This is a genomic window from Comamonas sp. C11, from assembly GCF_024496285.1.
Taxonomy (GTDB): domain Bacteria; phylum Pseudomonadota; class Gammaproteobacteria; order Burkholderiales; family Burkholderiaceae_C; genus Comamonas; species Comamonas testosteroni_F.
This window is the reverse complement of sequence record NZ_CP101743.1, coordinates 571,338-595,461: the sequence shown is the minus strand read 5'-3', so window position 1 is coordinate 595,461 and position 24,124 is coordinate 571,338. Positions and strand designations below refer to the sequence as shown.

At 59.0% G+C, this 24,124-nt stretch carries 18 protein-coding genes, 2 tRNA genes and 4 rRNA genes; 3 read left to right on the top strand and 21 right to left on the bottom strand.

The annotated features are described in order from the left end of the window. Nucleotides 1–31: 31 nt before the first annotated feature. The 6 genes from NOX35_RS02735 to NOX35_RS02710 all read right to left on the bottom strand — a co-directional run bounded on the left by NOX35_RS02735 (nt 32) and on the right by NOX35_RS02710 (nt 7,298). Nucleotides 32–1,564, bottom strand: a 16S ribosomal RNA gene (locus tag NOX35_RS02735). A gap of 351 nt (nt 1,565–1,915) precedes the next feature. Then, a 5S ribosomal RNA gene (gene rrf / locus NOX35_RS02730) occupies nt 1,916–2,028 on the bottom strand. Nucleotides 2,029–2,193: 165 nt separating this feature from the next. Further along, nucleotides 2,194–5,071 (bottom strand): 23S ribosomal RNA (locus NOX35_RS02725). A gap of 420 nt (nt 5,072–5,491) precedes the next feature. Then, nucleotides 5,492–5,567, bottom strand: a tRNA-Ala gene (locus NOX35_RS02720). A gap of 28 nt (nt 5,568–5,595) precedes the next feature. After that, nucleotides 5,596–5,672, bottom strand: a tRNA-Ile gene (locus NOX35_RS02715). Nucleotides 5,673–5,765: 93 nt separating this feature from the next. Then, nucleotides 5,766–7,298: ribosomal RNA gene (locus NOX35_RS02710) — 16S ribosomal RNA — on the bottom strand. The 16S, 23S and 5S rRNA genes sit together here with 2 tRNA genes alongside, the layout of an rRNA operon. A gap of 467 nt (nt 7,299–7,765) precedes the next feature. Here NOX35_RS02710 and NOX35_RS02705 point away from each other — a divergent pair. Beyond that, nucleotides 7,766–9,652, top strand: a complete 1,887-nt coding sequence (locus NOX35_RS02705; RefSeq protein WP_182285516.1) for an ATP-binding cassette domain-containing protein — start codon at nt 7,766–7,768, stop codon at nt 9,650–9,652. A 111-nt stretch (nt 9,653–9,763) separates the two neighbouring features. On the opposite strand, the gene NOX35_RS02700 is transcribed toward NOX35_RS02705, so the two are convergent. From NOX35_RS02700 to NOX35_RS02670, 7 genes are read right to left on the bottom strand one after another with little or no spacing between them, the layout of a single operon-like run. Continuing rightward, nucleotides 9,764–10,879 carry a chemotaxis response regulator protein-glutamate methylesterase gene (locus NOX35_RS02700; RefSeq protein WP_198424708.1) on the bottom strand — a complete coding sequence of 372 codons (1,116 nt, stop codon included), beginning with the start codon at nt 10,877–10,879 and terminating at the stop codon, nt 9,764–9,766. Nucleotides 10,880–10,892: 13 nt separating this feature from the next. After that, entirely contained in the window at nt 10,893–11,624 is a 732-nt protein-coding gene (gene cheD, locus NOX35_RS02695; RefSeq protein WP_087085274.1) for a chemoreceptor glutamine deamidase CheD, read from the bottom strand. 24 nt (nt 11,625–11,648) lie between these two features. Further along, entirely contained in the window at nt 11,649–12,563 is a 915-nt protein-coding gene (locus NOX35_RS02690) for a CheR family methyltransferase (protein WP_256495637.1), read from the bottom strand. Between the two features lie 17 nt (nt 12,564–12,580). After that, on the bottom strand, nt 12,581–13,069 hold the full coding sequence (locus NOX35_RS02685; RefSeq protein ID WP_003077929.1) for a chemotaxis protein CheW: 489 nt from the start codon (nt 13,067–13,069) through the stop codon (nt 12,581–12,583). 34 nt (nt 13,070–13,103) lie between these two features. Then, the gene (locus NOX35_RS02680; RefSeq protein WP_256495636.1) at nt 13,104–15,317 is read right to left on the bottom strand and encodes a chemotaxis protein CheW; all 2,214 of its coding nucleotides are present in this window, start codon (nt 15,315–15,317) and stop codon (nt 13,104–13,106) included. A 32-nt stretch (nt 15,318–15,349) separates the two neighbouring features. After that, nucleotides 15,350–15,712, bottom strand: coding sequence for a response regulator (locus tag NOX35_RS02675; RefSeq protein WP_003059121.1), 363 nt, complete (start codon nt 15,710–15,712; stop codon nt 15,350–15,352). A 42-nt stretch (nt 15,713–15,754) separates the two neighbouring features. Beyond that, on the bottom strand, nt 15,755–16,204 hold the full coding sequence (locus NOX35_RS02670; protein ID WP_003065446.1) for a hypothetical protein: 450 nt from the start codon (nt 16,202–16,204) through the stop codon (nt 15,755–15,757). Between the two features lie 113 nt (nt 16,205–16,317). Between NOX35_RS02670 and NOX35_RS02665 the strand changes: the two genes are divergently transcribed. Together NOX35_RS02665 and NOX35_RS02660 are read left to right on the top strand one after the other, a co-directional pair. Then, nucleotides 16,318–17,439 carry an ATP-binding protein gene (locus NOX35_RS02665; protein WP_256495634.1) on the top strand — a complete coding sequence of 374 codons (1,122 nt, stop codon included), beginning with the start codon at nt 16,318–16,320 and terminating at the stop codon, nt 17,437–17,439. A gap of 55 nt (nt 17,440–17,494) precedes the next feature. Further along, the gene (locus NOX35_RS02660; protein WP_003065450.1) at nt 17,495–18,133 is read left to right on the top strand and encodes a response regulator transcription factor; all 639 of its coding nucleotides are present in this window, start codon (nt 17,495–17,497) and stop codon (nt 18,131–18,133) included. 139 nt (nt 18,134–18,272) lie between these two features. Here the strand turns inward: NOX35_RS02660 and fliR are convergent, their stop codons facing one another. The 8 genes from fliR to NOX35_RS02620 all read right to left on the bottom strand — a co-directional run bounded on the left by fliR (nt 18,273) and on the right by NOX35_RS02620 (nt 24,124). Further along, nucleotides 18,273–19,037: a flagellar biosynthetic protein FliR gene (fliR, locus tag NOX35_RS02655; protein WP_182285512.1), complete on the bottom strand. Its 765-nt coding sequence runs from the start codon at nt 19,035–19,037 to the stop codon at nt 18,273–18,275. Further along, nucleotides 19,034–19,303, bottom strand: a complete 270-nt coding sequence (fliQ, locus tag NOX35_RS02650) for a flagellar biosynthesis protein FliQ (RefSeq protein ID WP_003059126.1) — start codon at nt 19,301–19,303, stop codon at nt 19,034–19,036. The genes fliR and fliQ overlap by 4 nt, the downstream gene beginning before the upstream one ends. 150 nt (nt 19,304–19,453) lie before the next feature. Next, the gene (fliP, locus tag NOX35_RS02645) at nt 19,454–20,203 is read right to left on the bottom strand and encodes a flagellar type III secretion system pore protein FliP (protein ID WP_371878514.1); all 750 of its coding nucleotides are present in this window, start codon (nt 20,201–20,203) and stop codon (nt 19,454–19,456) included. Then, nucleotides 20,196–20,585, bottom strand: a complete 390-nt coding sequence (locus tag NOX35_RS02640; RefSeq protein ID WP_182287083.1) for a flagellar biosynthetic protein FliO — start codon at nt 20,583–20,585, stop codon at nt 20,196–20,198. Before NOX35_RS02640 ends, fliP begins: the two co-directional genes overlap by 8 nt. Before the next feature lie 34 nt (nt 20,586–20,619). Further along, nucleotides 20,620–21,054, bottom strand: coding sequence for a flagellar motor switch protein FliN (gene fliN, locus NOX35_RS02635; protein WP_003077935.1), 435 nt, complete (start codon nt 21,052–21,054; stop codon nt 20,620–20,622). Beyond that, nucleotides 21,044–22,048 (bottom strand): flagellar motor switch protein FliM, encoded by a 1,005-nt coding sequence (gene fliM / locus NOX35_RS02630; RefSeq protein WP_003065459.1) that lies wholly within the window; start codon nt 22,046–22,048, stop codon nt 21,044–21,046. The genes fliN and fliM overlap by 11 nt, the downstream gene beginning before the upstream one ends. A gap of 15 nt (nt 22,049–22,063) precedes the next feature. Further along, nucleotides 22,064–22,618: a flagellar basal body-associated protein FliL gene (gene fliL, locus NOX35_RS02625; protein WP_182285510.1), complete on the bottom strand. Its 555-nt coding sequence runs from the start codon at nt 22,616–22,618 to the stop codon at nt 22,064–22,066. A 189-nt stretch (nt 22,619–22,807) separates the two neighbouring features. Further along, nucleotides 22,808–24,124 (bottom strand): flagellar hook-length control protein FliK, encoded by a 1,317-nt coding sequence (locus NOX35_RS02620; RefSeq protein WP_256495632.1) that lies wholly within the window; start codon nt 24,122–24,124, stop codon nt 22,808–22,810.

The window sequence follows — 24,124 nt, the reverse complement described above, 5'->3', positions numbered from 1 at the left end:
GGACGTTCAATTTGAAGCAGCATTTTTCCAGAAAGGAGGTGATCCAGCCGCACCTTCCGATACGGCTACCTTGTTACGACTTCACCCCAGTCACGAACCCCGCCGTGGTAAGCGCCCTCCTTGCGGTTAGGCTACCTACTTCTGGCGAGACCCGCTCCCATGGTGTGACGGGCGGTGTGTACAAGACCCGGGAACGTATTCACCGTGACATTCTGATCCACGATTACTAGCGATTCCGACTTCACGCAGTCGAGTTGCAGACTGCGATCCGGACTACGACTGGCTTTATGGGATTAGCTCCCCCTCGCGGGTTGGCAACCCTTTGTACCAGCCATTGTATGACGTGTGTAGCCCCACCTATAAGGGCCATGAGGACTTGACGTCATCCCCACCTTCCTCCGGTTTGTCACCGGCAGTCCCATTAGAGTGCTCAACTGAATGTAGCAACTAATGGCAAGGGTTGCGCTCGTTGCGGGACTTAACCCAACATCTCACGACACGAGCTGACGACAGCCATGCAGCACCTGTGTGCAGGTTCTCTTTCGAGCACCAAACCATCTCTGGTAAGTTCCTGCCATGTCAAAGGTGGGTAAGGTTTTTCGCGTTGCATCGAATTAAACCACATCATCCACCGCTTGTGCGGGTCCCCGTCAATTCCTTTGAGTTTCAACCTTGCGGCCGTACTCCCCAGGCGGTCAACTTCACGCGTTAGCTTCGTTACTGAGTCAGTTAAGACCCAACAACCAGTTGACATCGTTTAGGGCGTGGACTACCAGGGTATCTAATCCTGTTTGCTCCCCACGCTTTCGTGCATGAGCGTCAGTGCAGGCCCAGGGGATTGCCTTCGCCATCGGTGTTCCTCCGCATATCTACGCATTTCACTGCTACACGCGGAATTCCATCCCCCTCTGCCGCACTCTAGCCTTGCAGTCACAATGGCAGTTCCCAGGTTGAGCCCGGGGATTTCACCACTGTCTTACAAAACCGCCTGCGCACGCTTTACGCCCAGTAATTCCGATTAACGCTTGCACCCTACGTATTACCGCGGCTGCTGGCACGTAGTTAGCCGGTGCTTATTCTTACGGTACCGTCATGACCCGGGGATATTAGCCCCAGGCTTTTCGTTCCGTACAAAAGCAGTTTACAACCCGAGGGCCTTCATCCTGCACGCGGCATTGCTGGATCAGGCTTTCGCCCATTGTCCAAAATTCCCCACTGCTGCCTCCCGTAGGAGTCTGGGCCGTGTCTCAGTCCCAGTGTGGCTGGTCGTCCTCTCAGACCAGCTACAGATCGCAGGCTTGGTAAGCCTTTACCCCACCAACTACCTAATCTGCCATCAGCCGCTCTAGTAGCACAAGGCCCGAAGGTCCCCTGCTTTCATCCGTAGATCTCATGCGGTATTAGCTACTCTTTCGAGTAGTTATCCCCCACTACTAGGCACGTTCCGATGTATTACTCACCCGTTCGCCACTCGTCAGCATCCGAAGACCTGTTACCGTTCGACTTGCATGTGTAAAGCATGCCGCCAGCGTTCAATCTGAGCCAGGATCAAACTCTATAGTTCGATCTTGAATTTAAAGTCTTTCGACTGCTCACTCACTTGACGGAATCAAGAAGAATAAATTCTTCCTCATTACTGTTTTTGTGAGCGTTTGATAACTCCGAAGAGTTTGTTCCGAAGAACTGGCTGCTTGCCCTCAAACGCCCACGCTTATCGGCTGTATTTTTTTAAGGAACCGAGTACAAAATCAGAAGAACCGATCTTGAATCTCGTTGCTTGCTGCGATCAGCGAAGCCTTCTATTGTAGCACTGTTTTCACAGCACTTTTAAAACGTTTTTGCGTTTTCTTCTCGCCCCTTAGCACAAGGAGGGAGAAGAAAACGCCTGGCGTGAGCCAGGCGTTTTGGCGTAAGAGCCTGACGATGACCTACTTTCACACGGGAACCCGCACTATCATCGGCGCTAAGTCGTTTCACTGTCCTGTTCGGGATGGGAAGGAGTGGTACCAACTTGCTATGGTCATCAGGCATAAACTTTTTGTCAGATTGACGGCGCCTCGATTAACTTCTTAATCTCGCTCACCTTCAGTCCAACGAATTCATAGAGTCTTCGATCAGCTTTTCGATTGCGCCTTTTCGGCATAACTAGAACTTGCGTTCTGTCTTTATTTTTCCAGGCTTACCCAAAGTTATAGGGTCAAGCCGCACGGGCAATTAGTACTGGTTAGCTTAACGCATTGCTGCGCTTCCACACCCAGCCTATCAACGTCGTGGTCTACAACGACCCTTCAGGGGGCTCAAGGCCCCGGCAGATCTCATCTTGAAACGAGTTTCCCGCTTAGATGCTTTCAGCGGTTATCTCTTCCACACTTAGCTACCCTGCGATGCCACTGGCGTGACAACAGGTACACCAGAGGTGTGTCCACTCCGGTCCTCTCGTACTAGGAGCAGGCTTCCTCAAATCTGCAGCGCCCACGGAAGATAGGGACCAAACTGTCTCACGACGTTTTAAACCCAGCTCACGTACCTCTTTAAATGGCGAACAGCCATACCCTTGGGACCGACTACAGCCCCAGGATGAGATGAGCCGACATCGAGGTGCCAAACACCGCCGTCGATATGAACTCTTGGGCGGTATCAGCCTGTTATCCCCAGAGTACCTTTTATCCGTTGAGCGATGGCCCTTCCATACAGAACCACCGGATCACTATGTCCTGCTTTCGCATCTGCTCGACTTGTCAGTCTCGCAGTTAAGCACGCTTATGCCATTGCACTATCGTCACGATGTCCGACCGTAACTAGCGTACCTTCGAACTCCTCCGTTACGCTTTGGGAGGAGACCGCCCCAGTCAAACTGCCTACCATGCACTGTCCCCGATCCAGATAATGGATCCAGGTTAGAACCTCAAACGCACCAGGGTGGTATTTCAACGTTGGCTCCATGCGATCTAGCGACCGCACTTCAAAGCCTCCCACCTATCCTACACAGATCCGTTCAAAGTCCAATACAAAGCTACAGTAAAGGTTCATGGGGTCTTTCCGTCTTTCCGCGGGGAGATTGCATCATCACAAACATTTCAACTTCGCTGAGTCTCAGGAGGAGACAGTGTGGCCATCGTTACGCCATTCGTGCAGGTCGGAACTTACCCGACAAGGAATTTCGCTACCTTAGGACCGTTATAGTTACGGCCGCCGTTTACTGGGACTTCAATCAAGAGCTTGCACCCCATCATTTAATCTTCCAGCACCGGGCAGGCGTCACACCCTATACGTCCACTTTCGTGTTTGCAGAGTGCTGTGTTTTTATTAAACAGTCGCAGCCACCAATTTTTTGCAACCCCTTTGAGCTCCGTTTGTACAACTTCACTTACTTGGGGTACACCTTCTCCCGAAGTTACGGTGTCAATTTGCCGAGTTCCTTCTCCTGAGTTCTCTCAAGCGCCTTAGAATACTCATCTCGCGCACCAGTGTCGGTTTGCGGTACGGTCGTCAATAGCTGAAGCTTAGTGGCTTTTCCTGGAAGCAGGGTATCACTCACTTCGTCTGCAAGCAGACTCGTTATCACCCCTCATCTAAGCCTGGCGGATTTGCCTACCAGGCACGACTACAGGCTTGAACCAACATATCCAACAGTTGGCTGAGCTAACCTTCTCCGTCCCCACATCGCACTATTGATCGGTACAGGAATATTGACCTGTTTCCCATCAGCTACGCATCTCTGCCTCGCCTTAGGGGCCGACTCACCCTACGCCGATGAACGTTGCGTAGGAAACCTTGCGCTTACGGCGAGGGGGCTTTTCACCCCCTTTAACGCTACTCATGTCAGCATTCGCACTTCTGATACCTCCAGCATCCGTTACCAGACACCTTCACAGGCTTACAGAACGCTCTCCTACCACTTGCAATAAATTGCAAATCCGCAGCTTCGGTAACTGGCTTAGCCCCGTTACATCTTCCGCGCAGGACGACTCGATCAGTGAGCTATTACGCTTTCTTTAAATGATGGCTGCTTCTAAGCCAACATCCTGACTGTTTTAGCCTTCCCACTTCGTTTCCCACTTAGCCAATTTTAGGGACCTTAGCTGGCGGTCTGGGTTGTTTCCCTCTTGAGTCCGGACGTTAGCACCCGGTGCTCTGTCTCCCAAGCTGTACTCGTCGGTATTCGGAGTTTGCATAGGTTTGGTAAGTCGCCATGACCCCCTAGCCTAAACAGTGCTCTACCCCCGACGGTAATACTTGAGGCACTACCTAAATAGTTTTCGGAGAGAACCAGCTATTTCCAAGTTTGTTTAGCCTTTCACCCCTATCCACAGCTCATCCCCTAATTTTGCAACATTAGTGGGTTCGGACCTCCAGTACCTGTTACGGCACCTTCATCCTGGCCATGGATAGATCACTTGGTTTCGGGTCTACACCCAGCGACTAGTCGCCCTATTCGGACTCGATTTCTCTTCGCCTCCCCTATTCGGTTAAGCTTGCCACTGAATGTAAGTCGCTGACCCATTATACAAAAGGTACGCCGTCACCCCTAAGGGCTCCGACTTTTTGTAAGCATACGGTTTCAGGATCTATTTCACTCCCCTCCCGGGGTTCTTTTCGCCTTTCCCTCACGGTACTGGTTCACTATCGGTCGATGATGAGTATTTAGCCTTGGAGGATGGTCCCCCCATATTCAGACAGGGTTTCTCGTGCCCCGCCCTACTTGTCTGCAGCCTAGTACCACCGATCGGTTTTCACATACGGGACTATCACCCACTATGGTCGGCCTTTCCATGCCGTTTTGTTAACTGATCGACTATCACTGCAAGGCTCTTCCGAATTCGCTCGCCACTACTATCGGAATCTCGGTTGATGTCTTTTCCTCTGGGTACTTAGATGTTTCAGTTCTCCAGGTTCGCTTCGTGCACCTATGTATTCAGTGCACGATACCTCTTGCGAGGTGGGTTCCCCCATTCAGAAATCTCCGGATCAAAGCTTATTTGCCAGCTCCCCGAAGCTTATCGCAGGCTATCACGTCTTTCGTCGCCTATCATCGCCAAGGCATCCACCATATGCTCTTAGTCACTTGACCCTATAACTTTGGACTCTCTCGTCGAGAATCAAAGCCTGGTGTTCAAAGACTGGTGAGGTCTTGCACCTCACGCGTTATGCCGTAATGTGAATATCTTTGGCTGCATCTTTCGACGCAGCTTAGAGAATATTCGTCATTACTAGATACATTTGCATTCGCAAAATATCTGTTTTGACGCAATCAAAATGTTGCTGGCGGCACGGTGCACAAACCTTGGTTTGTGCTTTCCACCAGCAACGCTGATTTCGACTCTATGAATTTTTAAAGAACAGCCTATTGATCAAAGATCAATATAAAAGCAGTCTGATGCAGACTGCTTTTATATTGAATTTGGTTTTTTCGCTTTCACTCTGCTTTTGCTTCGCTTGCGCTTCACATCTGCTGAGCCAACGATTATAGCACCATTAGCGCTATCATTTTTGGTGGAGGATGACGGGATCGAACCGACGACCCCCTGCTTGCAAAGCAGGTGCTCTCCCAGCTGAGCTAATCCCCCGGGATCCTCTGACCAGATATTGGAATCTTGGTGGGTCTAGTTGGGCTCGAACCAACGACCCCTGCGTTATCAACACAGTGCTCTAACCAGCTGAGCTACAGACCCATTCCATGCAGCCCGCCGTCACTCAGCAGGCCACCTGGCTTGTTCCAACAACCGATAAGTGTGGACGTTCAATTTGAAGCAGCATTTTTCCAGAAAGGAGGTGATCCAGCCGCACCTTCCGATACGGCTACCTTGTTACGACTTCACCCCAGTCACGAACCCCGCCGTGGTAAGCGCCCTCCTTGCGGTTAGGCTACCTACTTCTGGCGAGACCCGCTCCCATGGTGTGACGGGCGGTGTGTACAAGACCCGGGAACGTATTCACCGTGACATTCTGATCCACGATTACTAGCGATTCCGACTTCACGCAGTCGAGTTGCAGACTGCGATCCGGACTACGACTGGCTTTATGGGATTAGCTCCCCCTCGCGGGTTGGCAACCCTTTGTACCAGCCATTGTATGACGTGTGTAGCCCCACCTATAAGGGCCATGAGGACTTGACGTCATCCCCACCTTCCTCCGGTTTGTCACCGGCAGTCCCATTAGAGTGCTCAACTGAATGTAGCAACTAATGGCAAGGGTTGCGCTCGTTGCGGGACTTAACCCAACATCTCACGACACGAGCTGACGACAGCCATGCAGCACCTGTGTGCAGGTTCTCTTTCGAGCACCAAACCATCTCTGGTAAGTTCCTGCCATGTCAAAGGTGGGTAAGGTTTTTCGCGTTGCATCGAATTAAACCACATCATCCACCGCTTGTGCGGGTCCCCGTCAATTCCTTTGAGTTTCAACCTTGCGGCCGTACTCCCCAGGCGGTCAACTTCACGCGTTAGCTTCGTTACTGAGTCAGTTAAGACCCAACAACCAGTTGACATCGTTTAGGGCGTGGACTACCAGGGTATCTAATCCTGTTTGCTCCCCACGCTTTCGTGCATGAGCGTCAGTGCAGGCCCAGGGGATTGCCTTCGCCATCGGTGTTCCTCCGCATATCTACGCATTTCACTGCTACACGCGGAATTCCATCCCCCTCTGCCGCACTCTAGCCTTGCAGTCACAATGGCAGTTCCCAGGTTGAGCCCGGGGATTTCACCACTGTCTTACAAAACCGCCTGCGCACGCTTTACGCCCAGTAATTCCGATTAACGCTTGCACCCTACGTATTACCGCGGCTGCTGGCACGTAGTTAGCCGGTGCTTATTCTTACGGTACCGTCATGACCCGGGGATATTAGCCCCAGGCTTTTCGTTCCGTACAAAAGCAGTTTACAACCCGAGGGCCTTCATCCTGCACGCGGCATTGCTGGATCAGGCTTTCGCCCATTGTCCAAAATTCCCCACTGCTGCCTCCCGTAGGAGTCTGGGCCGTGTCTCAGTCCCAGTGTGGCTGGTCGTCCTCTCAGACCAGCTACAGATCGCAGGCTTGGTAAGCCTTTACCCCACCAACTACCTAATCTGCCATCAGCCGCTCTAGTAGCACAAGGCCCGAAGGTCCCCTGCTTTCATCCGTAGATCTCATGCGGTATTAGCTACTCTTTCGAGTAGTTATCCCCCACTACTAGGCACGTTCCGATGTATTACTCACCCGTTCGCCACTCGTCAGCATCCGAAGACCTGTTACCGTTCGACTTGCATGTGTAAAGCATGCCGCCAGCGTTCAATCTGAGCCAGGATCAAACTCTATAGTTCGATCTTGAATTTAAAGTCTTTCGACTGCTCACTCACTTGACGGAATCAAGAAGAATAAATTCTTCCTCATTACTGTTTTTGTGAGCGTTTGATAACTCCGAAGAGTTTGTTCCGAAGAACTGGCTGCTTGCCCTCAAACGCCCACGCTTATCGGCTGTATTTTTTTAAGGAACCGAGCGCAAAATCAGAAGAACCGATCTTGAATCTCGTTGCTTGCTGCGATCAGCGAAGCCTTGCAGTGTATCACAACTTTTTCATTCCTGCGCAAGAACTTTGGAGTTTTGCGAGGCAGTCGTTTGCTGCGATGGACTGAACTATAGCATAGGTAAAACCCTAGCCACGCCGCTTCTGACACAAAAGATTCATCTGCCAGAGTGGTCTTTGCGACCGTTGCATCCACTGCCAGAGATAGAGACAGCGGCCTCACGGCCGCTGTCTCTATGGAGGCCAACGATAATGCAGGCACGATGGCACTGATTACTTTGTTAGACGCTCAATTGGCGTTCGGGCACGTGGCTCTACTGGACCACGCTAATTTTTCCCTGGAGACCGGCGAGCGCGTCGGTCTGATCGGCCGCAACGGCGCCGGCAAGTCTTCGCTGCTCAAGATTCTGGGCGGCCTGGCAAAGGCCGATGATGGCCAGCTCCAGGTGCAGAACGGGATCCGCATTACCTATGTGGCACAGGAGCCCGATCTGAACCCTGCGCACACCATCTTCGAGTCGGCATCCGACGGCATTGCGGCCGTGATTGCGATTCGTGAGCGCTATCTGGCCGGTGGCGAGGGCGAGGATCTGGACGAGCTGCAGACGCAAATCGAGGCCTATGACGCCTGGAACTGGGAGCAGCGCGTAGAGGAAACATTGCAGCGTCTGCATCTGGACCCGAACGCCCTGGTGGGCAGCCTGTCTGGCGGCACCCGCAAGCGTGTGGCACTGGCCCAGGCCCTGGTGGCCCGCCCCGATGTATTGCTGCTCGACGAGCCGACCAACCACCTGGATCTGGACTCCATCGAGTGGCTGGAAGAGTTGTTGATTGCCTTCAAGGGCAGTGTGATCACGATCACCCACGACCGCAGCTTTCTGGACCGTATTGCCACTCGCATCGTGGAGCTGGATCGGGGCGTTCTGCGCACCTACCCGGGCAACTTCTCTCAGTACGTGCTACAAAAGGAAGAGCAGCTCAGCCAGGAAGCCGTCATCAACGCCAAGGCGGACAAGCTGCTGGCCCAGGAAGAAGTCTGGATTCGCAAGGGCGTGGAAGCCCGCCGCACCCGCAGCCAGAGCCGCATCAGCCGTCTGCAGGAATTGCGTGCCAGCCGTGCCCAGCGCCGAGATGTGCTGGGCAGCGTGAATATGGATATCGCATCCGGCAAGGGCGACGGTTATCAGGGCAAGATCGTGGCCGAGCTGACCGATGTCAGCAAGTCCTTTGGCGAAAAGAAGATCGTCGAGAAGTTCAGCGGCACCATTTTGCGTGGCGACAAGGTCGGCTTGCTGGGCCCCAACGGCGCAGGCAAGACGACGCTGCTGAAGATGATCCTGGGCGAGCTGGCTCCGGACAGCGGCCAGGTGCGCCTGGGCGGCAATCTGCAAGTGGCCTACTTTGACCAGATGCGCCATCAGGTGAATCTGGATGCCACGCTGGAGGACTTCATCAGCCCCGGCAGCGAGTGGATCGAGATCGGCAGCCAGAAAAAGCACGTCAAGAGCTATCTGGCGGACTTTCTGTTCTCTCCGGCGCGTGCGCATTCCCCGGTCCGATCGCTGTCAGGCGGCGAGCGCAACCGCTTGCTGCTGGCCCGTTTGTTTGCGCGCCCGGCCAATGTCCTGGTGCTGGACGAGCCAACCAACGACCTGGACATCGAGACGCTGGACATGCTGGAAGACCTGCTGCAAAGCTATGACGGCACGGTCTTTCTGGTCAGCCACGACCGCACTTTCCTCGACAACGTGGTCACCAGCACGATTGCCTGGGAGGGCCCCGGCCACTGGCGTGAATACGAAGGTGGCGTAACGGACTGGATGGAGCAATCGCGCCGCAGCAAGGCCATGGCCGAAGCCGCACAGGCCAAGTCCACCCCCAAGGAGGAGCCCAAGCCCGTCGCAAGCCGCTCCGACGCCGCGGCCAGCCCCAAGAAGAAGCTCAGCTACAAGGATCAGCGCGAGCTGGAAGCCCTGCCGGCCACGATTGCCGCACTGGAGGCCGAGCAAAAGCAGATCCAGCAGGCGCTGGCCGACGGCAGCCTGTTTGCCAGCGACAATGCCAAGGCCGTCGCCATGCACCAGCGCGACGCGGAGATCGATGAAGCACTGATGGAGGCGCTGGAGCGCTGGACCTTGCTGTCCGAATAATCAGACCATCAAATAAGAGAGCGCCTTGCGCCGGTCAAGTCTTGATTTCAAAGCTCTATAAGCCTGAAGTCATTACCTGACAAGCGCAAAGCGCTCTCTTTTTATGCAATCTTAGATGCGGTGGTGCACCTGATCCGAGCCGCCACGCAGCTTGGTCAGCAGGGCATGAGCGATCTGCGGAAGAGGCAGCACCTCGTCGGCCGCACCGTGGGCAATGGCTTCGCGGGGCATGCCGAAGACGATGCAGGTGCTCTCGTCCTGCACCAGGTTGTAGCTGCCGGCATCGCGCATCTCGCGCATGGCGGTGGCACCATCGGCCCCCATGCCAGTGAGCATGATGCCGTAGGCATTGCGCCCGGCGCTGGCGGCCACGGACTTGAACAGCACTTCCACCGAGGGCTTGTGACGGTTGACGGGCGGCGCATCATCGACCACGGCCACATAGTTGGCACCGCTGCGCGTGATGGAGAAATGCTTGCCACCAGGGGCGATATAGGCGTGACCGGGCAGCAAACGCTCGCCATGCGTGGCTTCCTTGACCGTCATCTGGCACAGGCTGTTGAGGCGCGCCGCAAAACTGGTGGTGAAGCCCGGCGGCATGTGCTGGGTGATGACGATGGCCGGGCAGTCGGCCGGCAGGTGCGTGAGCACCTCACGAATCGCTTCCGTCCCTCCCGTGGAGGCACCGATGGCGATGATTTTTTCGGTCGAGATACGTCCCAGCAGGCTGGGTGCCACCGGCGCACGCGGCGCAGCAGGCTTGGCGCCCGCACCCGCGGCCGCAGCAACGCCGTGCGGAACCACCGGCAGGCGGTGCACCTGGGCCACGGCGGCCACGCGAATCTTGTCCACGATCTGGCTGGCCAGCTCCTGCAGGCCGTTGGCCACGCCGACGCGGGGCTTGGCCACAAAATCAATGGCGCCCAGCTCCAGGGCGCGCATGGTGACTTCGGCGCCACGCTCGGTCAGCGTGGAGATCATCACCACCGGCATGGGACGCAGGCGCATGAGCCGCCCCAGGAAATCAATGCCGTCCATGCGGGGCATTTCCACATCCAGCGTGATGACGTCGGGGTTCAGATCGCGGATCATTTCGCGTGCGATCAACGGATCATTGGCCGAGCCGATGCACTCCATATCATGCTGGCGGTTGATGATCTCGGCCAGAAGACTGCGCACCAGCGCAGAGTCATCCACCACGATCACCCGGATTTTTGGCTTTAACAACGCTCAACCTTCCTCAAAACAGATCCACCGAACCGCCCGCCGTATTGCGCGCCACCGCAGCCGCGCTGCCGCGGCTGATTTCCTGCTGCACCAAGGCCTCGGGATGGGCATGGGCCAGGCGCTTGACCATGGCCTTGCCCGTGGACGGGAAAAACACCACCTTGCGCGGATAGATATCCAGCACGTCTTCGGAGACGATGGGAATGCGCTCGGTTTGCAGATACTCTGTCACAAAACTGGTGTTGCGCTCCCCCACATTCATGGTCGTGAAATTGGCCATGACCTGGGCGCCGCCAAAAATCTTGGCCTGCATGGATTCTCGACGCGCACCCAGCTTGAGCATCTCATTGATCAGCAGCTCCATCGCGTACGAACCATAGCGCCCCGACACATCGTTGCTGTCGCCGTCGGGCAGCATGAAGTGGTTCATGCCGCCGATGCGCATAAAGCGATCCCACAGGCAGGCCGCGATGCAGGAGCCCAGCACGGTGACGATGGCCATCTCGTCGCGCGAGACAAAATATTCGCCCGGCAGCACCTTGGCCGAATTGAGCTGGAAGTGCGGGTCGTAGTAGAAGAACGAGGCCTCGCCCGGCTGGCGCGGTTGGCGCTTGAGCTGCTCCAGCGATGAGACCGGCGCCGGCATGGCCGGATCAGGATAACCCTGGGGCACGAAGCTGTTGCCGCGCAGGGGTCTGGCAGCGCCAGCACCTGGCAGATCCAGCGGAGAGCTCAGATTCCTCATGACTTGCAGCCCTGCCCTTCAGCTTCATTGGCGCTCATAGACGGTCTTGCCCTTGAGCGCGAACAGATCGCGCGAATCGCTGAAGTTCTCGGCATGACCGACAAACAGCAGCCCACCCGGACGCATCACCTGATGAATGCGCTCCAGCACGCGACGCTGGGTCGGTGCGTCGAAATAAATCATCACATTGCGGCAGAAGACGATGTCGAACGTCTCCCGGAACGGCCAATCGCCGGCGATCAGGTTGACGTTGAGAAAGTCCACCATGCGGCGCAGCTCGGGTTTGACCCGCACCATGCCCGAGTTGGCAGAGCGCCCGCGCAGGAAAAAGCGGTGCAGCCGCTCGGTGCTCACGCCCTTGAGGCTCTCCGCCCGGTAGATGCCGCGCGAGGCGGTCTCCAGCACGCGCGAGTCGATATCGCTGGCCATGAGCTGAAAGCTGGCCGAGGCGCCGAGACTCTCGACCGCTGTCATCAGGATGGAATAAGGCTCCTCTCCCGTGGAGGCCGCGCTGCACCATACCTTCCAGCCATTGCCGCCGGGCTTGTGGCTGCGCAGATGCTGGGCCAGGATGTCGAAGTGATGCTGCTCGCGGAAGAACGAGGTCAGATTCGTGGTCAGCGCATTGACGAATTCCTGCCATTCAGGGCCATCGTTGATGCTCTCCAGCCAGTCCAGATAGCTGACAAAGCTCTCATGCCCAGTCTCGCGCAGGCGGCGCGACAGACGGCTGTAGACCATGGCGTGCTTGCCATCATGCAGGCTGATGCCGGCACGCTTGTAGATCAGGGCCTGGACACGGGCAAAGTCGCGGTTGGACCAGACGAACTCGCGCCCCTGCGCCAGCGGGCCGGACATGCCGCCCGGCAGCGCCTCATCATCCTGCTCAGGCCTGGCAGGGGATGCTGCGAATGAAGCATTACGTCCCAGGTTCAGCACACGGGCCTCTGGCGCGCTCAGGCTTCGGAGGCCACCAGGCCCATGTCGACATTACCCATGAGCTTCTCGATGTCCAGCAGGATCAGCATGCGCTCGCCCACCGAACCCAGGCCCAGGATGCAGCCGCTGTCGATGGCGCTTTCGATATCGGGTGCAGGACGCACGGCATCGGCGGGCAGCTCCATCACATCGCTGACCGAGTCCACCACAATGCCGACCACGCGATTGCGCAGGTTCAGGATGATGACCACGGTGAAGGCGTTGTACTCCACCTCGGAGCAGTTGAAGCGCAGGCGCATGTCCACGATGGGAACGATGGTGCCGCGCAGATTGACCACACCCTTGATGAACTCGGGCGCGTTGGCAATGCGCGTGGGCTGCTCGTAGCCACGGATTTCCTGCACCTTGAGGATGTCGATGCCGTATTCCTCCTCGCCCAGGCGGAAGGTCAGATATTCGCGCGCCCCGGTGGCCACGCCTTCGGCAGTCTTGTTGATGATGTTCATGTCGGCTCTCTCTGCGTTGTTCGGGTCGGCTGCCTCAGTGGCGGGTACGGCGCACCAGAGCGCCCGTATCCAGAATCAGCGCCACGGATCCGTCGCCCAAAATGGTGGCACCCGATACATTGGGCACCTTGCGGTAATTGCTTTCCAGGTTCTTCACCACCACCTGATGCTGGCCCAGCAGCTCGTCGACCAGCAGCGCCACGCGGCTGCCTTCGGCCTCGACCACCACCATGATGTTGCTGGTCTGGCTTTCATCGGCGCGCGGCACCTGGAAAGTACGCTCCAGCGCGATCACCGGCATGTATTCGTCGCGCACCTTGACCAGCTGCGTGCCGTTGGCCACGGTGTTGACATCGTCGGCCTTGACCTGGAAGGACTCGACCACCGAGGACAGCGGCAGGATATAGACCTCTTCGCCCACACCGACGGACATGCCGTCCATGATGGCCAGCGTCAGCGGCAGGCGCACCGCCACCTTCATGCCCACGCCGGCGACGGACTCGATCTCGACCGTGCCGCCCAGCGAGGTGATGTTTCGCTTGACCACGTCCATGCCCACGCCGCGGCCCGAGACATCGGTGACCACATCGGCCGTCGAAAAGCCCGGCGCAAAGATCAGCTGCCAGACATCGCTGTCGGGCATGCTGTCGGAGACATCCATGCCGCGCTCGCGGGCCTTGTTCAGAATCCTCTCGCGATTCATGCCCTTGCCGTCGTCGCGCACCTCGATGACGATGGAGCCTCCCTGGTGGGATGCCGCCAGCGTCAGCGTGCCATGCTCTGACTTGCCCGCAGCGATGCGGTCCTCGGGCATCTCGATGCCGTGGTCCACACTGTTGCGCACCAGATGGGTCAGCGGATCGGTGATCTTTTCGACCAGTCCCTTGTCCAGCTCGGTGGCCTCACCCAGCGTGACCAGATCGATCTTCTTGCCCAGCTTGCCCGCCAGATCGCGCAGCATGCGCGGGAAGCGGCTGAACACGGTGGACATGGGAATCATGCGGATCGACATCACAGACTCTTGCAGGTCGCGCGTGTTGCGATCCAGATCGGCCAGGCCGGCCAGCAGCTGCTGATAGGTCGTCGGGTCCAGCCCCTGACTGTTCTGCGCCAGCATGGCCTGGGTGATGACCAGCTCGCCCACCAGATTGATGAGCTGATCCACTTTCTTCACATCGACACGGATGCTGGTGGACTCCATATGCGCAGCAGCGGCCTTGGGTGCCGCCTTTTGCGCCACGCCACCAGCGCCGCCAAGTGCGGCATGCTCCTGATTTTGCTGGGCCTCGGGGCTGCCCGGAGCGCCCGCAAAAAAGCCGTAGGCTTCTTCGGCCGGCAGATTGTGGGGCGGCATGGCCGCCTCTTCATCCGCCAGGGCTTCCGGCTCGACTACCGGCTCGACTACCGGCTCGGCTGCTGACTGCGGCTGGGCGGCATCGCTGATCTGCACCTGCTCCTTGGAGACATGGAAGACAAACAGATCGCGCAGTTCGTCATCGGTGGACACCGTCCTGACCTTGAACAGGCGGTGATCGGCCTTGGTGCCGACCTGGTCCTGAATCGTGCCCAGGCCCGGAATATCGCGGAACAGCTCCTTGATGGCGTCGCCCAGCTCCAGCCGGGACAGCGGGCCGATCTCGATAGTCAGCTCGCGCGCGCCCTCGGGAGGCTCGGTACCGATCACAGGACCTGGCTCTGCAACCTGGGCGGCTGCGGGGGCCGGTGCTGGAGCAGGCGTATCCGTCGCCACCGAGGCAACAGCGGCAGCCGACTGCACAGGCCCGGCAGCTCCCGCGCTGCGATTGACCTGGGGGATTTCGGTCAGGCCCTGGGCCAGGGCCTCGATACGCACCACCAGTTCCGCAGTCGAAACCGGCTCGCCCTCGTCGCCGGACTGGTGACGTGCCAGCAAGCTGCGGCTGGCGTCCGCCGACTCCAGAAGCACATCGACCATCTCGGGGATAGGCGTGATTTCGTGGCGGCGCAGGCGGTCCAGCAGGGACTCCATGCGGTGCGTGAGCTCGGTCACATCCGAGAAGCCGAAGGTCGCCGCACCGCCCTTGATGGAGTGGGCGCAGCGGAAAATACCGTTGAGCTCTTCATCGTTGGCGGCCGAAAGGTCCAGGCTGAGCAACATCTGCTCCATCTGGTCGAGGTTCTCGCTGGCTTCCTCGAAAAAGATTTGATAGAACTGGCTAAGGTCGAAGTCTGCGCCCGAACCTGCGCCATCCTGGTGTGTATCCGCCATGGTGTTTCCTGCTGTGATTCGTTGTTATCGGCTTAACGCAGCACTTTTTGAATAACTTCGATCAATCGATTGGGATCGAAGGGCTTGACCAACCAGCCTGTGGCACCTGCGGCCCGGCCCGCCTGCTTCATCAGATCGCTGGATTCCGTGGTCAGTATCAAGATCGGCGTGCCCTTGAACTTCGGGTTTTCACGTAGCTTGCGCGTGAGACCGATGCCGTCCAGGCGCGGCATGTTCTGGTCGGCCAGCACCAGATCAATGTTTTGCGCCTGCGCTTTTTCCAGCGCATCCACACCGTCGACGGCTTCCACCACCTTAAAACCAGCACTGCTCAATGTGAAAGACACCATCTTTCGCATCGAGGGGGAATCATCAACAGCCAGAATCGATCGCATGTACAGCTCCAACAGACGGGCAACGGAAAACAGGGTAGAAGTTCAAAACAGCTCCACAGAGCCGGCATCCATCTCGCTTTGCGTGACGGGATTGGGCTTTTCGGGCAGGTTTGGCAGACTGATGGCGGACTCCGCCTCATCCTCGTCCCTGCCCATGGCGGCAGCCCCGAGCCTGAAAGCGCAGGCTTGCAAGGTATGTGCCATATGGGCAATCAGCTGAGACGACATATCGTGAAACTGGAGCTCGGTCACCGCCAGCCGCAGCGACTCACGTGCTGTAGCCAGTGCTGCAGAATCGGGCAAGGCAGGCTGCGACAATTGCCCGTTGACTTGCTCAAAGCGCTCCAGCAGATTGTGCGTGGCATGGTCCAGCAGCCCTTCAAGACGCTGCAGATCACGCAGCGTGACCAGCAAGGCATCCTGCAGCTCCGCAGCCACCATCACCGGCACGGCAACTGCAGGCACACCCGAAGGGTTTTGCATCGTCTGCATTGTTACTCCAACTGCGTAAAACCATCATGACAGCCACGCCGTCATGCTCCACGAAATGAACCGCCCGGCAGCCCGCCCTGCGACCACACGGCCACACTTGACGACTACCCTCGATGTTCCAAAATGTATCCAATGATAGCGTCCTTGGCGATATGCAATTCCGGAATCAGACCCTGAAAATCCTTCATATTGAAGACTCTGTCGCAGATCAGGCTCTGGCACGCCTGAGCCTCAAGCGCGGGCAGCTGCCCTGCTCGCTCACGGCAGTGGACAGTCTGCAGGAGGTACAGGGCGCCCTGGAGACACAGGATTTCGACCTGATTCTGGCGGACTATCATCTGCCCGGCTTCACGGCTCTCGACGTCTGGGACCTGGTGCGAACCCGTGCCGATGCCCCTCCTTTTGTGCTGTTGTCGGGCGCTATCGGCGAATCCGCCGCCGTGGACATCATGCGGCTGGGCATCAGCGACTATCTGCTCAAGGACCAGATCAACGGTCTGCCCCATGTCGTCAAGCGCGCCATGGAGGTTCATGAGGCGAGGCGAGCCCGCCGCCGCGCCGCACTACAGCTGGCCGAGTCCGAAAAGCGCCTGGCCGAGCTGACCGAACATCTGCACACCAGCATCGAGCAGGAGCGCGCCAGTATCTCGCGCGAGATTCACGACGACATCGGCGGCTCGCTCACGGCCGTCAAGTTTGACCTGGCCTGGCTGATCCGCAACAGCCCCGAAGGCAAGCCGCGCGAGCATGCCAGGTCGGCACTGGAGATGCTGGAACACGCACTGGGAGCCAGCCAGCGCATCATGCAGAACCTGCGCCCACCCGTGCTGGACCAGGGGCTGGTGGCGGCCGTGCAATGGCTGGCCCTGGACTTCGAGCGCCGCACCGGCATACCCGCCCAGTTGCACACCAGCCGTGAGCATATGGAAATAGCCGCCGCGCAGCAGGTGGTGGTCTACCGTACGGCACAGGAATCCTTGACCAATATCAGCAAATACGCACAAGCCAGCCAGGTGACGCTGGATTTGTCCGACCACGAAGGTTTTTTGACACTGGAAGTAACAGACAACGGCATAGGCCTGAGCCAGGATGATCGCAACAAGCCTCAATCTTTCGGACTTCGGGGATTAAGTGAGCGCGCACGAACAATTCAAGGCTGGCTGGATGTGAGCAGCCACCCCGGCCGAGGAACCTCTATCATTCTCACCATTCCTCTGGCAGAGAACCAGGCATGAGCCACCCAACCGCGCGCTTGTCCGGTCTGCCATCTGACTTCCTGGGAGAGCGACCTTGATTCACGTGGTGCTGTGCGACGACCATGCCATTTTGCGCCGGGGCATACGCGACACCCTGGCAGAGGCGACGGACATCAGCGTCACCGCAGAAGCCGGCAGCTATGCCGAACTGCGTGAGCAACTGCGCGACGCTGCTTGCGATGTGCTGCTGCTGGACATCAATATGCCGGGCCGCAGCGGCCTGGAAGTGCTGGCCAGCGTGCGCGAAACGCATCCGCAGATCCGCGTCATCATGGTCTCCATGTATCCCGAAGACCAGTACGCCTTGCGCAGCATCAAGGCTGGCGCGGCCGGCTATGCCAACAAGGCAGGGGATCCGGTGCTGCTGATCGACGCCGTGCGCACCGTCCACAGCGGACGCAAATACCTGACTGCCGAAGTGGCCCAGATGCTGGCCGACAGCCTGGCCCAACCAGCCGCCCCCGTGCCGCATGAAACCTTGTCCGAGCGCGAGATGCAGACGCTGCTGAAGATTGCCAGCGGTCAGCGCCAGACCGATATTGCGCAGGAGTTGATGCTCAGCCCCAAGACGGTGAGCGTGTACCGGGCACGGGTGCTGGAGAAGCTGGGCATGGGCAGCAACGCGGAGCTGACCGCCTATGCCATCAAGAACGGACTGATCGATACACCCTGAACCGCGCTGCAGGCCATGCGCTGGCTGCTCATCACTGGCTTGTGCGCCCGCATCGAGTCAGCTTTTTCGCTTGAGGCCAAAGCGGCCTTATCCCCTTGCCATAAAGCGCACCAAGCTATCAAACAGATAGTGCTTCGCGCTAAACCCCGAAGACTGCCATCCCCTTTAGCAGCAGAGCCACCAGGGGCTGCTCCAGCAAGGGCAGGGTCGCCGTCAAGCCCAGCAGACCCACAGTCAAGGTGACAGGAAAGCCCACGGCATAGATATTCATCTGTGGCGCGACCCGGGAGATGATCCCCAGCACCAGGTTGACGAAGAGCAGCATGGCAATCATGGGCAGGGCAATCCAGAAAGCGCTGGCAAAGACGGCACTGCCCATCTCGTGGATCCGCATCTGGGAGATGGCCTGCAGAAAGTTGCCATCGACGGGGAAGGCTTCAAAGCTCTTGAGAACCGCCATCAGCACCAGCAGATGACCGTTGATGACGATGAACAGCAAGGTGGCGATCTGCACCATGAAGCGCGCCACGGCACTGAGCTGGGCATTGCTGGTCGGGTCGAAGAAAGACGCGAAGTTCAAGCCCATCTGCAGGCCTACCACTTCACCGGCGACTTCGATGGCCGCCATCACCAGACGCACGGCAAAGCCCACGGACAAGCCGATCACCACCTGCTGCACCAGAGTGCCCAGTGCCTGGGCCGAGGCAATGCTGACCACCGTCTGCTCGCCCAGCACGGGCTGCGCGCAAAGCGCAACCAGGAAAGCCAGCCCGACCTTGAGCCGCATGGGAATGGCTTTCTGAGAAAACACGGGCGCCGTGGTGAACAGCGCCAGCACGCGCACAAACGGCCAGATCAGTGGCGAGAGCCAGGCTGCAATCTGGGCTTCGCTAAAGGAGATCATCCCACCGAACCTGGAATGCTTTCTATGGTGCGACGAATGAAATCCACCAGCGTGGACAGCATCCACGGTCCCGCCACGGCAAACACCAGCACGGCAGCGATGAGCTTGGGCACAAAGGCCAGCGTGGCCTCATGCACCTGGGTCACAGCCTGAAAGACGCTCACCAGCAGACCCACGCCCATGACCACGCCCAGCACAGGCATGGAGATCATGAGCAGCAGGGTCAGCGCCTCGCGGCCAAAGGTCAGAACAAATTGAGAAGTCATTGTTTTTCTCCCCCGATCAGCGACAGGATTAAACGCACTTGAAACTAGCGCAGCCCACGTAAGAGGCATCGAGCAAGAGCCGCCTCGCAGCAGATACCGTCCCCCTTGGGGAAGGCACGGGGCCGCCTAGGCAAGCGCCTCAGGGGTATCTCATGTAGCAAAGCTTGCCGCCAGAGAGCCGATGATCAGATTCCAGCCATCGGCCAGCACAAACAGCATGAGCTTGAAAGGCAGGGCCACCAGCACGGGCGAGAGCATCATCATGCCCAGCGACATGAGGATGGAGGACACCACCATATCGATGATCAGAAACGGAATGAAGATCATGAAACCGATCTGAAAAGCCGTTTTCAGCTCGCTGGTCACAAAGGCCGGCACCAGCACCCGCAGAGGTGCTGTTTCCGCCGTGACATTCGCATCCAGCTTGGCCAGGCGCTTGAACAGCGCAAAGTCCGACTGGCGTGTCTGCTTGAGCATGAAGCCGCGCATGGGTGCTTCGGCCTTGTCCATGGCTTGCTCGAAGCTGATGCTGTTTTGCGTGTAGGGCAGATAGGCTTCCTGATAGACCTTGTCCAGCGTGGGCCCCATCACAAACATGGTGAGAAACAGCGACAGACCGATCACCACCTGATTGGGCGGCGCGGACTGCGTGCCCAGCGCCTGGCGCAGCAGGCTCAGCACGATGACGATGCGGGTAAAGCCCGTCATCAACAACAAGATGGCGGGCAGGAACGACAGTGCCGTGAAAAACAGCAGTGTCTGGATGGGCACCGAATAGCTGGTGCCGCCCGCGCCCTGGCCTACCAGCAGCGGCAGACTGGCGGGTGCGCCCTGGGCTGCGGCCATCAGGGGCATGGCCAGCAGGACAGCGGCAGCAGCACGAGAGACGAATTTAGACATTTCCAGAATTCCGGGCCGCTTCGTCGGCCTGCGCGCGCATCAGCGAGTCGGTGAACGATGAGACGCCAGGTGAATGGGCCGCACGGGCAGATTGCAAGGATGCGGATGGGTCTTGCAGCACATGCAGGCATTGGATCTGCTGCGCCGTCACACCAAGCACCAGGCGCACGGCCTGCTCCCCTTCACCCAGCTGCACGGTCACCACCCGCTGCTGCGGGCCAATGGCCAGCGTGCCAAGCACCTGCGCCGGAACCGAGGCGGCACCACGGGCCATCCCCATGCCACGGGGCAGGAGGTTTTTTTGCTGCAGACGACGCACCAGCCAGGGCAGCGCCGCCATGACAGCCACAAACAGGATGACCAGCAGCAGCGTGGGCCACATGGAAGGAGCCGCTGCCGCAGAGTTGGCCGCGTTATCAACCACGGCTGACCCGGCGCAGACGCTCGGACGGTGTCACCACGTCCGTCAGGCGGATACCGAACTTGTCGTTGACCACCACCACCTCGCCCTGGGCGATCAGGTAGCCGTTGACCAGCACGTCCATGGGTTCGCCGGCCAGGGCATCAAGTTCCACCACCGAGCCCTGAGCCAGTTGCAGAATGTACTTGATGGGCACCTTGGTGCGGCCCAGCTCCACGGACAGCTGAACCGGAATGTCCAGCACCATATTGATATCGTGCACCGGCACATCGCCATAGCTGCGAGCGGCGTCACCCGCCAGCGGCCCGCCCTGGTCGGACAGTTCGGGGCCTTCGACGGCCTGGTCATGCTGACGCTGCTCTTCCAGCGCCTCGGCCCAGCCGGAGAACGGATCGTCACCTGCGGGCTTGTTGTTGTCATCAATTGCCATGCTTCTCTCCCATCCAGCTGGTCTCGCCACCGCGCAGGCTGCGTTCCACGCGGATTGCATATTTGTCGTTGTGCGTGCCGTACTGGCACTCGAAAACCGGCACCCCACCGATGGAGGCACGAATCAGCGGCTCGCGGTCGAGCTCGATAAAGTCACCCGGGCGCATGGCCAGCAGCTGCTCCACCGTGGCATCGGCGCGGGCCAGCTCGGCCACCAGCGTAACCTCGGCGGCCTGAATCTCCCGCGTCAGCACCTTGACCCAGCGGCGGTCCACTTCGATGGCGTCGCCCTGAGTGGACGAATACAGCACGTCGCGAATCGGCTCCAGCGTCGCATAGGGCATGCAGATGTGGATGGAGCCCGAGATATCGCCGATCTCCAGCTGAAACGCCGTGGAGACCACGATTTCGCTGGGCGTGGCGATGTTGGCGAACTGCGGCTGCATTTCCGAGCGCTGATAGGCCAGCTCCAGCGGATAGATGCCATGCCAGGCTTTTTTGTATTCCTCGCAGATCACATTGACCATGCGGTTGATCACGCGCTGCTCGGTGGTCGAGAAGTCGCGCCCCTCGATGCGGGTCTGCAGGCGACCCGTGCCGCCGTACAGCGTGTCGATCACGCCGAACACCAGCGAGGGATCGCAGACAATCAGACCATTACCGCGCAGCGGGCGAATGGCCATGATGTTGAAATTGGTCGGAACGGCCAGCTCGCGCAGGAAGGCGCTGTAGCGCTGCACCGTCACCGTGCCGACGGAAACCTCGGGGCTGCGGCGGATGAAGTTGAACAGGCCGATGCGGAAGTTGCGGGCAAATCGCTCGTTGACAATTTCCATGGTGGGCATGCGCCCACGCACGATGCGTTCCTGGCTGGAGATGTCGTAGCTGCGGACCTGGCCGAGATCGACCTCCACCACCTCGGAGCGCTGGCTTTCGCCGGTAACGCCTTCAAGAAGAGCATCAACCTCTTCCTGGGAGAGAAAAGAATCGCTCATGCACTCCCTCCCTGCTTACTGAATGATGAAGCTGGAGAACAGCACGCGACGCACAGGCCCCTTGCGATTGGCACGCGGGCTGTCTTCGTCGGCCTCTTCATCGTCGCGCGAGCGCTTCTTGGCGCCCGGGCCGAAGCCCAGCGGTGCCGAGACCTCGGTCAGAATGTCGGCAGCCAGCTTTTCCTTGCCCTCGCGCGCCAGCAGCTCGTCGGCCGTGCGCTGGGACACCAGCATCAGGATGCCGTTGCGGATGCTGGGCAGGTATTGCTTGACGGTGGAAGCCGTCTTTTCGTCGGACAGCTCAAGCGTGATGCCCAGCTGCACAAAACGGTCGCCGCCGGGGTCGGCCAGATTGGCCACCATATTGTCCAGCGGCAGAAACGTGGGCACTGTGGCTTTGGCGCTGACTTCTTCTTCGCCATCGGCGCTGCTGTGCTGGCGCTGCATCATCAGCACATAGGCTGCGGCAGCCACAATGGCCAGCACGGCAACGATGGCCACGATGACGATCAGCTTCTTGCTTTTGGCAGGAGCAGGTGCGACAGGGGCGGCATTGGGATTGGCTGACACGGCGGGTATTCCTCAAGAGTGGGGGACTGCATCCACCTCGCAGCCATTGCCGCGACACGGAAGATCCACGCCTGAATTATTCGCCGCCCGCCCTGCTGACCATTGCCCGAATAAAAGCGCGAAACCCGGCTTCATTCCGGGTTTCGCGCCATGTCCGGTTCACCGTTTCCGTGAGCCGGCTCTGATCATTTACACAAAAAGGTCCACGCCAGACTGCACCGGCAGCGCGCCATTGCGCGCACCGGCTGCGCCCATGGGCAGCTCGGCAGCATTGACCGAGACCCGGGCCACCCTGGCCTGGCCGTGCTGGACGCCCTCGCCCTGGCTGTCGCCCCCGGACCGGGCATCGGCACCGCCCGCATCCACGCTGACGCCGCTCAGATTCAGCCCCTGGGCCTGCAAAAGCTCGCGCAGCTGAGCCTGACCGTCGGCCAGCAACTGGCGAGCCTGCTCATCGCCTGCGGCAAAGCGCACATGAGCCTCCTGGCCGTTCAACTGCACCTGGACCTGGATAGCCTTGCCTTCATGCTGGATCGACAGCGCGGCATTCTGCGTTTTCTGATGCACCCAGAACGCCACCTGCTCGGAAACCTCCTGCTCGCGCTCTGCAGGTGCGGCATCCTGCCCCGCCAGGTTCTGGCCGAAGTCTGAACTGTTCTGGCCACCGCCCTGCATGCCCGCGCTCGACGCTCCCATGGCTGCCCCTACGGCTGCCGCTGCGGCCTGCAAGTCGGCCCCGCCCTGCACTGCCGCCGTCTTGCCCTGTGGCGCAGCGTCATCCTGCTGGGACGAGCGGGCCGCACGCAGCAAATCCTTGAGACCTTCCAGGGCCTGGGGCTGCACGGCCGTCATGCCCTGCAGGCCGATGCCCTGCTGCGGCAATGCCTGCGCCTTGTGCGCAGCAGGCTCAAGGCGCGCAGCAGGCACCTCTTCAGTCGCCGAAGCCAGCGCGCTGTGCACGCTGTCCTGCCCCTGCGCGACTGCATCCCGCTGCGGCTGCAAGGCAGCCTCATCAGAATTAATAGCTGCTTGCGCTTGCACTGTATATAGTTGAGCCTGATTTGACTGCAAATCCTTGCCCATGAATGCGGCATGGGCCTGCCCGGACCCGAGCTGCAAAGCCTGGCGATGGGCCAGTTGCGCGGCATGGCCTCTGCCCGAAAGAAAGTCGGTGGCCACGCCCTGGCGCAGATCGGCATCACCCTGCCCATCCAGCTGGGCGGTCTGTCCGACCAGGCTCATCCACGGCGCATGGCCTTGAGCGATCAGCAGCGCATCCTGCTCGCCTGGTGCCTGCTTCACGTCCTGCACCTCGGCAGGCTGCTGCGCCGCCTGCGGCAGGCCTGCAGCCACGAATCCATCCAGCGATGCCAGCAGCGATGAAAAGCCCTGGCCGGGCTCGCCTGCCTCCGCCGTAGCGCTTTTGGCCGAGCTCATGGACTGCGCCATGGCCTTGCCGGTGCGAGATTCACCGCTGCGCGGGCCATCAATTCTGGTTTCCGCCAT

What these genes read in the sequence shown, in the direction of transcription:
- NOX35_RS02620 (WP_256495632.1), bottom strand. Translation starts at nt 24,124, where the DNA reads ATGGCGGAAACCAGAATTGATGGCCCGCGCAGCGGTGAATCTCGCACC.
- NOX35_RS02705 (WP_182285516.1), top strand. Translation starts at nt 7,766, where the DNA reads ATGGCACTGATTACTTTGTTAGACGCTCAATTGGCGTTCGGGCACGTG.
- NOX35_RS02665 (WP_256495634.1), top strand. Translation starts at nt 16,318, where the DNA reads ATGTTCCAAAATGTATCCAATGATAGCGTCCTTGGCGATATGCAATTC.
- NOX35_RS02640 (WP_182287083.1), bottom strand. Translation starts at nt 20,585, where the DNA reads ATGTGGCCCACGCTGCTGCTGGTCATCCTGTTTGTGGCTGTCATGGCG.
- NOX35_RS02675 (WP_003059121.1), bottom strand. Translation starts at nt 15,712, where the DNA reads ATGCGATCGATTCTGGCTGTTGATGATTCCCCCTCGATGCGAAAGATG.
- fliM (WP_003065459.1), bottom strand. Translation starts at nt 22,048, where the DNA reads ATGAGCGATTCTTTTCTCTCCCAGGAAGAGGTTGATGCTCTTCTTGAA.
- fliR (WP_182285512.1), bottom strand. Translation starts at nt 19,037, where the DNA reads ATGATCTCCTTTAGCGAAGCCCAGATTGCAGCCTGGCTCTCGCCACTG.
- NOX35_RS02680 (WP_256495636.1), bottom strand. Translation starts at nt 15,317, where the DNA reads ATGGCGGATACACACCAGGATGGCGCAGGTTCGGGCGCAGACTTCGAC.
- fliQ (WP_003059126.1), bottom strand. Translation starts at nt 19,303, where the DNA reads ATGACTTCTCAATTTGTTCTGACCTTTGGCCGCGAGGCGCTGACCCTG.
- NOX35_RS02670 (WP_003065446.1), bottom strand. Translation starts at nt 16,204, where the DNA reads ATGCAGACGATGCAAAACCCTTCGGGTGTGCCTGCAGTTGCCGTGCCG.
- fliP (WP_371878514.1), bottom strand. Translation starts at nt 20,203, where the DNA reads ATGTCTAAATTCGTCTCTCGTGCTGCTGCCGCTGTCCTGCTGGCCATG.
- cheD (WP_087085274.1), bottom strand. Translation starts at nt 11,624, where the DNA reads ATGAGGAATCTGAGCTCTCCGCTGGATCTGCCAGGTGCTGGCGCTGCC.
- fliN (WP_003077935.1), bottom strand. Translation starts at nt 21,054, where the DNA reads ATGGCAATTGATGACAACAACAAGCCCGCAGGTGACGATCCGTTCTCC.
- NOX35_RS02685 (WP_003077929.1), bottom strand. Translation starts at nt 13,069, where the DNA reads ATGAACATCATCAACAAGACTGCCGAAGGCGTGGCCACCGGGGCGCGC.